The 12916-nt window shown below is 47.1% G+C and carries 15 protein-coding genes; 13 read left to right on the top strand and 2 right to left on the bottom strand.

The features are described 5' to 3' along the window. Positions 1-58 precede the first annotated feature (58 nt). The 4 genes from Q1V85_RS20620 to Q1V85_RS20605 all read left to right on the top strand — a co-directional run bounded on the left by Q1V85_RS20620 (position 59) and on the right by Q1V85_RS20605 (position 3505). Entirely contained in the window at positions 59-1330 is a 1272-nt protein-coding gene (locus Q1V85_RS20620; protein ID WP_300602587.1) for an NAD(P)/FAD-dependent oxidoreductase, read from the top strand. A 4-nt stretch (positions 1331-1334) separates the two neighbouring features. After that, complete coding sequence (locus Q1V85_RS20615) at positions 1335-1964, top strand: hypothetical protein (protein ID WP_300602584.1); 630 nt, start codon at positions 1335-1337, stop codon at positions 1962-1964. Beyond that, positions 1954-2220, top strand: a complete 267-nt coding sequence (locus tag Q1V85_RS20610; RefSeq protein ID WP_300602581.1) for a phosphopantetheine-binding protein — start codon at positions 1954-1956, stop codon at positions 2218-2220. The genes Q1V85_RS20615 and Q1V85_RS20610 overlap by 11 nt, the downstream gene beginning before the upstream one ends. 82 nt (positions 2221-2302) lie before the next feature. After that, positions 2303-3505, top strand: a complete 1203-nt coding sequence (locus Q1V85_RS20605; RefSeq protein ID WP_300602579.1) for a beta-ketoacyl-[acyl-carrier-protein] synthase family protein — start codon at positions 2303-2305, stop codon at positions 3503-3505. Positions 3506-3528: 23 nt separating this feature from the next. On the opposite strand, the gene Q1V85_RS20600 is transcribed toward Q1V85_RS20605, so the two are convergent. Next, on the bottom strand, positions 3529-4815 hold the full coding sequence (locus Q1V85_RS20600; RefSeq protein WP_300602575.1) for a hypothetical protein: 1287 nt from the start codon (positions 4813-4815) through the stop codon (positions 3529-3531). Positions 4816-5039: 224 nt separating this feature from the next. Here Q1V85_RS20600 and Q1V85_RS20595 point away from each other — a divergent pair, with 224 nt between their 5' ends. From Q1V85_RS20595 to Q1V85_RS20575, 5 genes are read left to right on the top strand one after another with little or no spacing between them, the layout of a single operon-like run. Then, positions 5040-6125 carry a beta-ketoacyl synthase N-terminal-like domain-containing protein gene (locus Q1V85_RS20595; protein ID WP_300602572.1) on the top strand — a complete coding sequence of 362 codons (1086 nt, stop codon included), beginning with the start codon at positions 5040-5042 and terminating at the stop codon, positions 6123-6125. Next, positions 6119-6892 (top strand): polysaccharide deacetylase family protein, encoded by a 774-nt coding sequence (locus Q1V85_RS20590; protein WP_300602569.1) that lies wholly within the window; start codon positions 6119-6121, stop codon positions 6890-6892. The genes Q1V85_RS20595 and Q1V85_RS20590 overlap by 7 nt, the downstream gene beginning before the upstream one ends. Next, entirely contained in the window at positions 6885-7511 is a 627-nt protein-coding gene (locus Q1V85_RS20585; RefSeq protein WP_300602566.1) for an outer membrane lipoprotein carrier protein LolA, read from the top strand. Before Q1V85_RS20590 ends, Q1V85_RS20585 begins: the two co-directional genes overlap by 8 nt. After that, positions 7489-8121, top strand: a complete 633-nt coding sequence (locus Q1V85_RS20580; RefSeq protein ID WP_300602563.1) for a hypothetical protein — start codon at positions 7489-7491, stop codon at positions 8119-8121. The genes Q1V85_RS20585 and Q1V85_RS20580 overlap by 23 nt, the downstream gene beginning before the upstream one ends. Continuing rightward, positions 8108-8476 (top strand): 3-hydroxyacyl-ACP dehydratase, encoded by a 369-nt coding sequence (locus Q1V85_RS20575; protein WP_300602561.1) that lies wholly within the window; start codon positions 8108-8110, stop codon positions 8474-8476. Before Q1V85_RS20580 ends, Q1V85_RS20575 begins: the two co-directional genes overlap by 14 nt. Positions 8477-8692: 216 nt before the next feature. Here the strand turns inward: Q1V85_RS20575 and Q1V85_RS20570 are convergent, their stop codons facing one another. Then, positions 8693-9277, bottom strand: coding sequence for a TetR/AcrR family transcriptional regulator (locus tag Q1V85_RS20570; RefSeq protein WP_231007411.1), 585 nt, complete (start codon positions 9275-9277; stop codon positions 8693-8695). Positions 9278-9432: 155 nt separating this feature from the next. Between Q1V85_RS20570 and Q1V85_RS20565 the strand changes: the two genes are divergently transcribed. The 4 genes from Q1V85_RS20565 (at position 9433) to Q1V85_RS20550 (ending at position 12857) form a co-directional block, all read left to right on the top strand. Continuing rightward, positions 9433-10365: a PfkB family carbohydrate kinase gene (locus Q1V85_RS20565; RefSeq protein WP_300602557.1), complete on the top strand. Its 933-nt coding sequence runs from the start codon at positions 9433-9435 to the stop codon at positions 10363-10365. Between the two features lie 131 nt (positions 10366-10496). Further along, on the top strand, positions 10497-10802 hold the full coding sequence (locus Q1V85_RS20560; protein WP_300602554.1) for a hypothetical protein: 306 nt from the start codon (positions 10497-10499) through the stop codon (positions 10800-10802). 210 nt (positions 10803-11012) lie between these two features. Continuing rightward, a complete protein-coding gene (locus Q1V85_RS20555; protein WP_300602551.1) occupies positions 11013-12020 on the top strand; it encodes an aspartate-semialdehyde dehydrogenase in 1008 nt (335 codons plus the stop codon). A 93-nt stretch (positions 12021-12113) separates the two neighbouring features. Next, positions 12114-12857, top strand: coding sequence for an isoprenyl transferase (locus Q1V85_RS20550; RefSeq protein WP_300602548.1), 744 nt, complete (start codon positions 12114-12116; stop codon positions 12855-12857). Positions 12858-12916: the final 59 nt, after the last annotated feature.

The raw sequence follows: 12916 nt of genomic DNA, 5'->3' as shown, positions 1-12916 counted from the left end.
ATTTATAAAGGAGCAGCCATCAGCACAAAACAGAAACTTTAAATCAGAATTGAAAAATATGCAAAGGGAACAAACAGATGTACTGGTAATTGGTGCCGGACCCGCGGGAACCGTGGCCGGAGCCATTGTTAATAAAGCAGGATACAAAGTAAAGGTGATAGAGAAAATGAAATTTCCACGCTTTGTTATCGGAGAAAGCCTGCTGCCGCGTTGTATGGAAGCACTGGAAGAAGCAGGATTGCTGGATAGCGTGTTAAAGGTGGGCTTTCAGCGGAAGACGGGTGCCAAATTCGTACGCAATGGCGTGGTTTGCGACTATTCTTTCGCTGATCAGTTTACGGATGGCTGGGATCATGCATACCAGGTAACCCGTGCGGACTTTGACCAGGCACTGGCGGATGGTCTGGAAGCACAGGGGGTATCTATTGAATATGAAACAACGGTTACGGCCATCCAGTTCAATGAAGATGGTTCTTCTGTTACAACAGTAACGGATAACGATGGAAAGGAAAAACAGATCGAGGCAAAATTCATCATCGACGGAAGCGGTTACGGGCGTGTGATTCCCCGCCTGTTCGGGTTGGATAAACCGTCTAACCTGGCCCCGCGCAAAGCGTTGTTTGTACACATCAAAGATGTAAACCGCCAGATGGATGATGAACCGGATCGCATTACGGTAATTGTACACAAACCCGATGTATGGGTATGGGTGATTCCGTTTGCCACCGGCGTTACTTCTGTAGGCTTTGTAGGAGACCCGGCGTTTTTTGAAAAATATACCGGCACCCCTGAAGAACAACTGCGGGCGGTGATTGCAGACGAACCTTATATCGCAGAGCGGATGAAAGGAGTGGAGTTTTTGTGGGAGCCAAAGATCCTGCAATCCTGGTCCAGCACTACAGAAAAGTTCTATGGAAACGGTTTTGTGTTAACCGGTAATGTAACAGAATTTCTGGATCCGGTATTTTCCTCCGGGGTAACCCTGGCTACGGTTTCGAGCCAGATTGCCGGAAAGCTGGTGGTACGTCATCTGAAGGGAGAAGCGGTTGACTGGGATAAAGAATATACTGAGGTAATGATGCAGGGGGTAAATACCTTCAGAAGTTATGTGATGGGCTGGTACGACACCACCCTTCATACTATTTTCTTTGCCAAAGATCAGAATCCTGATATTAAGAAAATGATCTGTTCCGTACTGGCGGGATATGTTTGGGATACCGACAATCCTTATGTAAAAGAGCATGATACGGCATTGCACAAACTGGCCAAGACGATCCGGCTCCGGGACAGTATTGAGTATATTAACAACGGATTTAAAGATAAAGCGTAGCGGGTTGAGCGAAGCCAGTATGCAGATCACATCGGCAGTAATCGTACGGGAAGGGGCCGTTATAAAAGATGCGTCCGTTATTTTCAGAAGCACTGAAACAGGAAGCGCTTTTTTAAACGCCGCCTATGAAGAGCTTGACGTGGCATATCCCCGCTTTTATAAAATGGATCTGCTCAGTAAAACGGGAACCATTGCTGTGGATGCCTTGTTAAAAGAGCGCATTGATCTTGAGCAGTTCCGGTCGGAAGATACAGGGATGGTGCTGAGTAACCGGAATGCCAGCATTGAAGCAGACGTTCAGTACCTGGAAGCGTCGAAAGCGTATCCCAGCCCGGCGCTGTTTGTATATACACTGCCCAATATCGTGATCGGGGAGATCAGTATCCGGTATAAATTCAAGGGGGAGAATGCTTTTTTTATTTCGGACACCTTTGATGCCGGCTGGATGCATTGGTATGTTACCGACCTCATGCAACGGAACCTTTTAAAGGTATGCATTTGCGGATGGATCGATGTAGTGGATGAACAGACCGATGCCTGTATCTTCCTGGTGGAGCAAATGCCTTCCGCAACCGGACAACCTTTTACCACAGAAAACCTGTGGGATATTTATAATAAAGATTATGGAAAATAAGCAAGAACTGATACATCGCTTAAAAGAGCAAATCATTAAGCAGTTGAAATTAGAAGACAAAAAACCTGAAGATATCGGCGATCATGATCCGCTGTTTGTAGAAGGATTGGGGCTGGATTCGATCGATGCACTGGAGCTGATCGTATTGCTGCAGCAGGAATACAATATCAAATTAAAGAATGCAGAAGAAGGCCAGGACGTATTTCGCTCTATAGATACGATGGCGGATTATATACTGGAACACGAACGGAAGTGAGAAGTTATTAGTGAGAAGTGAATGACGAAGAGATAAATAACATTTCACTAATAACTTTTTACTATCTAATATCCAACAACTGATGTCAAAAGAACAAACCGTTTATATAGGAGGGCTGGGTGTTATTTCGGCGATCGGGAACAATGTGACTGAAAACCTGGATGCGCTGGTTTCCGGAAGAGCCGGCATGCAGGCTATGCAGCGGCTGCAATCGGTGCATAAGGATACGCTGCCGGTGGCTGAGGTTTCGTTGTCCAACGAAGCGCTGGCCGCAAGGGCCGGGTTGCCGGAAACGATCAGCCGTACGGCACTGCTGAGTGCTATTGCTGCCAGGGAGGCCATTGCAGATGCGGGTGTTGAATGCTCCAAATGGCGCAGCGGTTTTATTTCCGCCAATTCCGTAGGTGGTATGGATAAAACCGAAGACTTCTTTCCCGGCTTCCTGGAAGATGCCTGTAGCGGCGATTTGAAAATGGTGGTGAACCACGAGTGTGGAGCGGTAACAGAAATAGTGGCAGATGCACTGGGAATAAAGGATTTTGTAACAACCATCAGCACGGCCTGTTCTTCTTCCGCCAACAGTATTTTCCTGGGAGCACGGATGATCCGGCAGGGATTGCTGGATGTAGTGGTGGCCGGAGGTACAGATGCCTTGACGCGGTTTACCTTAAACGGGTTTAATACCTTAATGATACTGGATCAGCAATACTGCCAGCCCTTTGACGAAAATCGCCGGGGGCTGAACCTGGGCGAAGGCGCGGGTTATGTGGTATTGGTATCTGGGGCGGTTGCCGCTACATTAAGTAAAAAGCCGTTTTGTACGCTCAGCGGATGGTGCAATGCCAATGATGCCTATCATCAAACGGCTTCTTCTCCTACAGGTACTGGTTCATTGCTGGCGATGAAAGGCGCACTTAAAAAAAGCGGTCTGTCTCCGGCAGACATCAGTTATATCAACCTCCATGGAACCGGAACCCAGAATAATGATATTGCAGAAGGTACGGCTATTGCCACCTTGTTCGAGGGACATTATCCGCCCATGAGCTCTACCAAATCCTTTACCGGTCATACCCTGGGGGCAAGCGGTGCCATTGAAGCGGTATACGCGGTATTGTCCATTAAGGAAGGCCTGGTATTTCCCAGCCTGCGGTTGCAAACACCCATGAAGGACCTGCCTTTTTCGGTAACCACCGTACTGGAGAAAAAACAAATTGATCATGTTTTGTCCAATTCCTTTGGGTTTGGGGGAAATTGCAGTTCACTGGTGTTTAGTAAACTTCAGTAAGAATGGCCCCGTTATCGGGTACATTAAGGTTTGCTGTTTCCCTTCAAATGCATATTGGAAAACCGGATGAACGCAGTCCAGTCGAAATCGGTAACATCATGCACTCCTGTGCGAATATGGTAGCCCACATCATACATGGCCGGCTGGTTCACCAGTGGCGGTTCTTTTGAAGGCAGCCCTCTTAATCCATACAGGGTATAGACAGGGCCGGCGAAATAAGCCGCCAGGTATTCGCCTTTCGGGTCTGCCCAAAGATCTTCCTTTGCGCTTGCAATATATACAGGTCTTGGGGCCATAAGAGCGATCAATTCATGTTGGTCAACGGGCAGCTCCTGCTCGTTGTTCTTAAACTGGTCAAATGCAGGGCAAAACCAGGCGGGTTTAATATTCGTTACAATATCAATTGTTTCTCCAAATGTTCTTTTTGACAAAGCTGCACCTCCTGCTCCCGAATCGTTTGATATAACAATGCTGAATCTTTTATCTTGAGCACCCGCCCATAATGCTGCTTTTCCCTGCCGGGAGTGACCCATGATGATCATATTCCGCGAATCGATTTCTGTTACCGTTTCCAGGTAGTCGGCAATACGGCTCGATCCCCAGGCCCAGGCACCAATAGCCTGCCATTCATCCGGTTGCTGCGGTCCTTTATTATAATCGGCAAACAGGGATACAATGCTGTGGTCTTTTAGTCCTGGGGCATCGGGGAAAATATCGTGGTAACACATGGTTGCCAGTGCGTATCCGTTGCTGATGATTTTTTCAACCGGCCAGCGGCCTGATTGGCTGCCTCGCTGCCAGTCGGGATGGTCCGGCTTACGCACCAGCGGAAAATTGTAGGAATAACGGATAGAAGTATCGGTTGTAAGACTGTGATTGCCTTTGAAATTATAACTAACAAACACCGGAACCTTTCCCTTAACACCATTGGGCAGGTACAAAAGAAGCAGGGCTTCAAGTTGTTTCTGGCCGTTAGAAAAAGTCAGCCGTACCTGCCTGCTGGTTGCTTTGCCGTGCAGTGCATGTTTGTCTTCCTGGAGCAGCGCATAGTTTACATGAATCTTTTCTGAAGGCGTACGCCCGTACACTTTTGCAGCAAAGAGCGCTAACAGTTCCGGTCTGCGCAGCTTTTCCCATTGCGCTGCACTGGTAACAGGGATGCCGGTGGTGGTTTGCATCAGTTCCGGCAATGTATATGGCGGAACCTTTGTTTCATCGTAGTTGACCCCTTTTTGTGCAATGGAAGCACTCAGGCCGGTGATGATGGCCAGTAATAAGGTGGTAATGCTTTTTATGTTGCAGTGTTGCATAAGAATAACGGATAATGGGTTCCTGATCTGAGCTGGTATATACAGCAAGCGTTCATTTATGGCCGGACGAAGCATACCATTTTCTTATACCGGCAGAAGCGAAGGTAAAAAAACAAAGGGAAACGGTAACACTCCTGCAGTACGGCAGCATCAATACCTGCCAATTCTTCACGAAATGCATTAGTTTTGACCTTTAGAGCGCAGCTCACTTTTAAAGGAATTGAATGTCGGAAAATAAAAATACAAATGAAGCTGCAACGATGCAGCAATACAGGATGGAACCGGTATATATCCGGGCCGCCCAGGCCGTTTCACCGCAGGGGTCATTTAATGAGCTGCTGGAAAACGCCGCTCAATACCTGGGCAGCAGGCTGGTTTGTAAAGAGCCGGACTATTCAACGTATATCGACCCGAAGCTCATCCGCCGGATGAGCCGCATCATTAAAATGGGTGCCGCTGCAGCCATGGAATGCCTGCAGCAGGCAGGTGTAACCATGCCGGATGCCATTACCACGGGTACGGCTTACGGATGCCTGGCAGATACCGACCAGTTCCTGACCCGTATGGTGGAGTTTAAGGAGGAGCTGTTATCACCTACGGCCTTTATCCAGTCTACACACAATACCGTAGGCGCCCAGATCGCCCTGATGCTGAAATGCCATCATTACAATAATACCTATGTGCATCGCGGATCCTCCTTTGAAGCCGCCCTGGCAGATGCCATTAGCCTGATCGGTGAAGGGGAGGCTAAAACGGCGCTGGTGGGCGGCGTGGACGAGATTATTGAAAAAAGTCATGCCATTTTAAGCCGGTTTGATCTGTATAAAGAAGAAGGCGATACGGCAACGTTGATCGGTGACTCTGAAAAGGGCACCATGGCAGGTGAAGGCGCTGCTTTCTTCCTGTTAAGCAATAGCCGGGAAACCGGGAGCCTCGCAAAACTCGAAGCCTGGCAAAACTGGTATAAACCCGCGTCTCCGGTATCGGCCCTGGTAGAAGACTTTTTAAAAAAGCACCAGATTCAGCCCGGTTCTATTGACCTGGTGATTATGGGAAATAATGGTGATGCCCGTTATGATGCCCATTATGAAGCCCTGCAGCAATCGGTGTTTAACGGTATTCCGGCAATAACCTATAAGCAATTTTGCGGAGAATATCCTACTTCTTCTGCGTTTGCCCTTTGGATGGCGGCCCATATCCTGGGTACCGGAAAGGTACCGGGAATAAACGGGCCGGCTCCTAAAAGAGTATTACTCTACAATAACTATAAGCAGTTATATCCGTCGCTTTATTTATTGTCTGCATGTTAAATTTCAGAAATACCACCATCGGGTTCCTGCTCCTGCTTGCCATCCTTATCTATCTTCATTTCCAACATGGATGGCACTGGTATGGATTTTTTATATTGGTAATGGTATATAAGCTCCTGCTTTTTTATGGTAGCTTTTATATCGGGTCTAACTTTTATATGCCGGTGATCTGCAAGGGAGTAACGGATAAAAAACAGGTGGCGATCAGTTTTGACGATGGCCCCCTTGAAAAATACACACCAGAAGTATTGGCCATTTTAAAAGAACGGCAGGTGCCGGCTACTTTTTTTTGCATTGGCTACCGCGCTGCGGAACACGAGGTATTATTGAAGCAGATCCTTGCGGAAGGGCATATTGTGGGAAACCACTCTTATTACCATGATTTTTGGTTCGATATGCATGGTGCTAAAAGAATGACGGCCGAATTGCAACAGATGCAGACCCTGGTGCATCATATAACCGGAAGAGAAATGAAATGGTTCCGGCCGCCTTATGGGGTTACCAATCCCGGCGTGCGGAAAGCGGTGAAGGCCATGGGATATACCGCCATTGGCTGGAATGTTCGCTCACTGGATACCATGATAAAGGATGAGGACAAACTGTTGCAAAAAGTAGAAAAAGAACTGAAGCCGGGTGCCGTGTTTTTGTTTCACGATACCAGCCATGCAACGGCGCATATACTTCCAAAGTTTTTAACATTTGTTAAAGAAGCAGGATATGAGATCGTGTCCCTTGATAAATTGATAAATTTGCAGCCCTATGCGTAAACTTTTTTTTATCCTGTTACTGTTAGCTACAACGGCTTCCGGTTTTGCTCAATATAAACCGGTAAGCAATGAGGCTGCCGTTAAAGCGCAGTTTGCGGCGGCAGCGCAGAAAATAAACAGTATCGCCAGCGATTTTACCCAGGTAAAAACACTGAGTATGCTTTCAGAGAAAGTAACCTCAAAAGGTAAATTCTATTTTAAAAAGAACAGCCAGGTGCGGATGGAGTATACCACGCCGTATCAATACCTGATGATCATTAATGGCAGTAAGGTAAGTATTAAAGACGGACAGAAGACCAGTAAGATGTCTGCCGGTTCCAGCAAAATGTTTCAGCAGGCCAACCAGCTGATGATGGATTGTGCCAGGGGAACCGTTTTTGATAATCCCAATTTTTCGGTGAAGTTGCTGGAAAACGGGAATAGTTACCTGGCCGATATGACACCGGTGACTAAAGAAATGAAGACCCTTTTTAAATCGGTAAAAGTGCTGCTGCAAAAATCGAATTTTCTCGTAAGCCAGGTCCAAATGGTAGATAACCGGGGCGATAATACTACCATCAATTATTCCGGCCAACAATTAAATACCAATCTTCCGGATGCGCTTTTTACTATTCGTTAATCTACTGTTATTCGGTAGCTGCGCACCCGCGGTCTATAAAAAATTACAGCCTGCAGCGGGCGATACCGGCTGTATTGCTGCGTTCAAACCCCATATCCGGCGGGCGTTATACCAGGCATCGGTGGATGTGGCCGGCAATCACCTGAGCGGGCTTTTGCTTATCAAACAGATGCCGGACAGCTCCACCCGTATTGTATTTACAAACGAGGCTGGGTTTAGCTTTTTTGATTTTGAATTTTCCCATACAAATGGGTTTTTTGTACACAGCATCATTTCCAAAATGGATAAAGAAGCGGTCCGGAAAACCCTTCGCAAGGATTTTGAGCTGCTGTTAATGGATGTGGTCGATACCGCCACTGTTTCATCGGTTTTTCTAAAAGGAGCCGAACGCTATAATGCGTTTTACGCAGGGGAGGATGTGTATTATTATATTACAGATACCCAGTGTGCACAACTGATCCGGATGGAGCGGGGGAGCCGGAAGCGAAAGGTACTGGAGGCTACCCGGGGGGCGCTGAAAGAGGGGATCCCGGAAAGCATGCACATCCGGCATACAAACTTTAATTTTACCATTGACTTAAAAAGAATCTACGACCATGCTGAAGAATGAGCTGTATACGATCACTGCTTTTGAAAATAATTCCGGTTCTGTGGCTGCGGACATCCGTCTGAATACGGCGCATCCGATCTTTGACGGGCATTTTCCGGGACAACCGGTATTGCCGGGCGTTTGCATGATGCAGATCGTAAAGGAGCTTGCCGAAGATGCAACGGGCAAAAAGCTGTTCCTGGGTGAAGCGGCCCAATGCAAATTTTTATCGATGGTAGACCCGGAAAAGACGCCTGAACTAACGGTGGTGATCGATTATAAACAACCCGATGATCTTACAATAGCGATCAACGCTGTTTTAAAAAGTACTGAAGCTACTTTCTTTAAGATGAGCGCCAGCCTGGCAATTATTTAAGAGGCGGGCCTAAGATTTTTTAGATCGGATTGCCGCAGATGCGTAGATTAAATTGTATGAATACAATCAGCTAAATAGATATAGCCGCAGATGCGCAGATTAAATTGTACGAATACAATCAGCTAAATAATATTGCCGCAGATGCGCAGATTAAAATACGCGAACACAATCAGCGAATTTGCGGCATTGTTATAGTTGATTAAAAGATAAAAAAGCTCAGAGCTTCAGTCCCCCGATCAGGTGCTGTACCATATTTTCTTCCATGATTTCTGCGCTATGGGTTTTGGCGCTTTTTTGCCAGAACTCCAGTCCGCGAACAGATGACAGGATGTTCAGTACCACTACGTAAGGCAGTACGGGCTTGAACTCCTTATTGTCGATGCCCTGCTGTACAATGGATTCGATCTTTTTTACATAACGCCGGCGCTCACTTACAAATTCTCCCAGTTTTTCCTCATCGAGGTGCATCCACTCGCTCACCATTACAGAATACGATTCAAAATGATCGATCATCATTTTGGTATGAAAACGGATCAGGGATTCGATTTTTTGCAGTGAGGTACCCGCCGGATCCATATTGTCGAGCTGTTCCCGGCAGTCGCGCGCAATGGAAAAGATGATCTCTTCCAGGATCTCACTTTTGGAATGGATATGATTGTAAAGACTGGCAGCTTCGATACCTATTTTTTCGGCAAGGTCACGCATGGAAGTACCGGCATATCCTTTTTCCCGGAACATCCGCGCAGCTGTTTTAAGAATTTCTTCTTTTTTGGATGATCGTTTACGTGTTGTGGTGGCCATGTTTCAAAACTATGCTTTTTATCCAAAATAAAGACAAGTTATTTTATAAATGCCACCCCGGTAGCAAAACCTGCAAAACCCTGTGTCTGAAACGTTAAACTTCAGGTGAATAAGTAGTAACTTCGCCGCCGTATTTTAAAACAAAAACAACATTCATGTCTGTGATTACAGTGGGCACCATGGCCTTTGATGCTATTGAAACCCCTTTTGGAAAAGCAAATAAAATTGTGGGCGGTTCGGCCACTTATGCGGCCTATGCCGCCAGTTACTTTGTAAAACCCGTTCAGCAGATCTCCATTATCGGGTACGATTTCCCGGAGGAGGAGCTGGAATCGCTCACCGCCAGAGGGGTGCAGCTGGAAGGAGTGGAGAAAGTAGCCAATAAGAAATCGTTCTTCTGGAAAGGACTGTATCATGAAGACATGAATACCCGCGATACACTGGTAACGGATCTGAACGTGCTGGAAGATTTTGACCCCAAAGTTCCGGACAGCTACCAGGGAGCAGAATTCTTAATGCTGGGCAACCTGATGCCAAAACTGCAGATCAGCGTAATTGACCAGCTCAAACAAAAGCCCAAACTGATTGTACTGGATACCATGAACTTCTGGATGGAAACCGCCATGCCGGATCTTGAGGAGGCGCTGAAACGCGTGGATCTGCTAATGGTAAACGATTCGGAGGCCCGCGAGCTTACACACCAGTATTCCCTGGTAAAGGCGGCGAAAAAGATCCGGGAAATGGGTCCGAAATACCTGATTATCAAAAAAGGAGAGAACGGCGCCTTGCTGTTCTATGAAGATAAAGTATTTTTTGCCCCGGCTTTTCCGCTGGAAGATGTGTTTGACCCCACCGGAGCAGGCGACACCTTTGCCGGCGGATTTATTGGCTACCTGGCAAAAACCGGCGATATCAGCTTCGATAACATGAAAAAAGCCATTATCGCAGGTTCTGCAATGGCCAGCTTCTGTGTAGAGAAGTTCGGCAATACCCGTCTGAAGGAATTAACCACCGGGGAACTGAATAGCCGGATCCGGTTATTCCGGGAGCTTACCAGCTTTGAAACAGAATTAGGGTTAGACCTATAAAGTTTTTGAAACCTTACAGGTCTGGCTTTGCCTGGTGCTTGGCACCAGGCAAAGCCCCGCAAAAAATCGGTGAATGACGGAGCCGGATACAACGTTTGGCGGGTTGTTTGTAATCTTATAAATAAAAAAAGATGACCACAACAAAAAAATCCCCATCCCTGCTCTTTTGTATCATTATGGATATCATCGGGTGTCTTTCCTTTACCGTACCGGGTGTAGGTGAATTTGCTGATGTGATCTGGGCACCGGTTTCCGCCATCATACTGGCCAAAACCTTCGGAGGCACCCGGGGAGTGTTTGGCGGGGTCTTTAACTTTATAGAAGAAATACTGCCGGGCACGGATATTATCCCCACCTTTACCATTATGTGGCTGCTGACCAATAAAATGCCGTTTTTCAACAAAAAGACCGGGGTGATACCCGTAAAAGCCCGGTAATACCCGGGGGCGGACCCGAAAGAAATTATTTTTGCCAATTATATATTTCCCATATACCTTTGCGGTCCGATGATGATAAAGAAACATACAAAGTTTACCAAAAAGTGTCCTTAAGGAAGGTCAGTGGTTTTTGTGTGTCAGCATAAATTTTTAACAGGCCTTCCGCAAAAGCGGAAGGTTTTTTTTTAACGATAAACAGTAAAAACAACAATGAGAGTAGCCGTAGTTGGCGCCACCGGCCTGGTGGGCACCAAAATGTTACAGGTCCTGGTCGAAAGAAATTTTCCCGTATCGGAACTGATCCCCGTTGCTTCTGCAAAAAGCGTGGGAAAAGAAGTAGAATTTAAGGGTATCAAATATAAAGTGGTGGGCATGGAAGAAGCAATTGCTGCAAAACCCAATGTAGCCCTGTTTTCGGCAGGTGGCAGTACTTCTACGGAATGGGCACCAAAATTTGCAGCTGCCGGCATTACGGTGGTCGATAACTCTTCTGCATGGCGCATGGATCCGAAAGTGCCGCTGGTGGTACCGGAGATCAATGCCGATGTGCTGACCAGCAATGACAAAATCATCGCCAATCCCAATTGCTCTACCATACAGATGGTGGTAGCGCTGGCGCCCCTGCATAAAGCATACAATGCAAAACGCATCGTGGTATCTACCTACCAAAGTGTTACCGGAACCGGTGTTAAGGCCGTAGGCCAGCTTAAAGGAGAGCGGCTGAAAGATGTGGCGGGTACCGAAGAAGCCTATGAAATGGCCTATAAATATCCCATCGATCTGAATGTGATTCCGCAAATTGATGTGTTCCTCGATAATGGATATACCAAAGAGGAAATGAAGATGGTAAATGAAACCAAAAAGATCATGCGTGATGACGCCATCCGGGTAACGGCCACTACGGTACGTATTCCGGTAATGGGCGGACATAGTGAAGCGGTGAACATTGAGTTTGAAAATGATTTTGAACTGGCGGAAGTGCGGCATTTGCTGGAAACAGCCCCCGGCGTTATCGTAACCGATGACCTGGCGAACCAGCATTACCCGATGCCGATGGACGCGCATGAGAAAGACGAGGTTTTTGTTGGACGGATCCGCAGGGACGAATCCCAGCCCAATACCCTCAATCTTTGGGTGGTAAGCGACAATTTGCGGAAAGGGGCTGCTACCAACGCGGTTCAGATCGCGGAATACCTGGCAGCGAATAATCTTATATAACCTGATTGATAACGGATGGGTCATAGCTCATGGAAACCGCCATGAACTATGACCCATCTACTATGAAGGAATCTTCGTTACTTTGCAGCTTCTATGTCAGATTTAGCACAGCAAATAGATAAAAACCGGTTACCGCGTCATATTGCCATTATTATGGATGGCAACGGGCGCTGGGCACAGGAACAGGGACAGGACCGGCTTTATGGTCATTATCATGGAGTAGAAAGCGTTCGGGATATTGTTGAGGGTGCCGCAGAACTGGGCATCGGGTACCTAACCCTGTACGCGTTCAGCACAGAGAACTGGGACCGGCCGGAATATGAGGTTGAGGGATTGATGGAGTTGCTGGTGTCTACCATCCGCAAAGAGGCAGAAGTGCTGCACCGGAATAATATACGCTTGCATGTGATCGGCGATATGAGCATGATGCCGGATCATGCGCGGAAAGAGCTGAACGAGGCCCTGGAAATGACGGCTCAGAACACCGGCCTGAACCTGGTTATGGCACTTAGTTACAGCGGACGATGGGAGTTGCTGAACGCAGTAAAGCAGATTGCCGGGGAAGTAAAGGAAGGGCAGTTAACGGTGGATGCAATTGACCAGGAAGTATTGCAGCAACACCTGTGTACCCACAATTTTCCGGATCCGGAACTCATGATCCGCACCAGCGGGGAATACCGGATCAGTAATTTTTTGTTGTACCAACTGGCCTATGCCGAGCTCTATTTTACCGATGTACGCTGGCCCGACTTTCGGAAAGAGAACCTTTATGCGGCCATAGTGGATTACCAGAGCCGGGAAAGAAGATTCGGGAAAACATCGGCCCAATTAACATAAATGCTTCCCATTTGTTTGTGAAAACCGCCGCATATGGCAAATACAGGCTCTTTTTAACA

It is taken from the genome of Niabella sp. (assembly GCF_030150205.1).
In the GTDB taxonomy this organism is placed as follows: domain Bacteria; phylum Bacteroidota; class Bacteroidia; order Chitinophagales; family Chitinophagaceae; genus Niabella.
Note: the sequence above shows the minus strand (reverse complement) of the source record. Positions and strands in the feature narration are given on the sequence as shown.

Excerpts from the sequence above, each read along its gene's own strand:
- Q1V85_RS20580 (WP_300602563.1), top strand. The coding sequence starts at position 7,489 with ATGCGCTTTTTACTATTCGTTAATCTACTGTTATTCGGTAGCTGCGCA.
- Q1V85_RS20600 (WP_300602575.1), bottom strand. The coding sequence starts at position 4,815 with ATGCAACACTGCAACATAAAAAGCATTACCACCTTATTACTGGCCATC.
- Q1V85_RS20590 (WP_300602569.1), top strand. The coding sequence starts at position 6,119 with ATGTTAAATTTCAGAAATACCACCATCGGGTTCCTGCTCCTGCTTGCC.
- Q1V85_RS20595 (WP_300602572.1), top strand. The coding sequence starts at position 5,040 with ATGTCGGAAAATAAAAATACAAATGAAGCTGCAACGATGCAGCAATAC.
- Q1V85_RS20550 (WP_300602548.1), top strand. The coding sequence starts at position 12,114 with ATGTCAGATTTAGCACAGCAAATAGATAAAAACCGGTTACCGCGTCAT.
- Q1V85_RS20565 (WP_300602557.1), top strand. The coding sequence starts at position 9,433 with ATGTCTGTGATTACAGTGGGCACCATGGCCTTTGATGCTATTGAAACC.
- Q1V85_RS20555 (WP_300602551.1), top strand. The coding sequence starts at position 11,013 with ATGAGAGTAGCCGTAGTTGGCGCCACCGGCCTGGTGGGCACCAAAATG.
- Q1V85_RS20575 (WP_300602561.1), top strand. The coding sequence starts at position 8,108 with ATGCTGAAGAATGAGCTGTATACGATCACTGCTTTTGAAAATAATTCC.
- Q1V85_RS20570 (WP_231007411.1), bottom strand. The coding sequence starts at position 9,277 with ATGGCCACCACAACACGTAAACGATCATCCAAAAAAGAAGAAATTCTT.
- Q1V85_RS20610 (WP_300602581.1), top strand. The coding sequence starts at position 1,954 with ATGGAAAATAAGCAAGAACTGATACATCGCTTAAAAGAGCAAATCATT.
- Q1V85_RS20560 (WP_300602554.1), top strand. The coding sequence starts at position 10,497 with ATGACCACAACAAAAAAATCCCCATCCCTGCTCTTTTGTATCATTATG.
- Q1V85_RS20605 (WP_300602579.1), top strand. The coding sequence starts at position 2,303 with ATGTCAAAAGAACAAACCGTTTATATAGGAGGGCTGGGTGTTATTTCG.
- Q1V85_RS20620 (WP_300602587.1), top strand. The coding sequence starts at position 59 with ATGCAAAGGGAACAAACAGATGTACTGGTAATTGGTGCCGGACCCGCG.
- Q1V85_RS20585 (WP_300602566.1), top strand. The coding sequence starts at position 6,885 with ATGCGTAAACTTTTTTTTATCCTGTTACTGTTAGCTACAACGGCTTCC.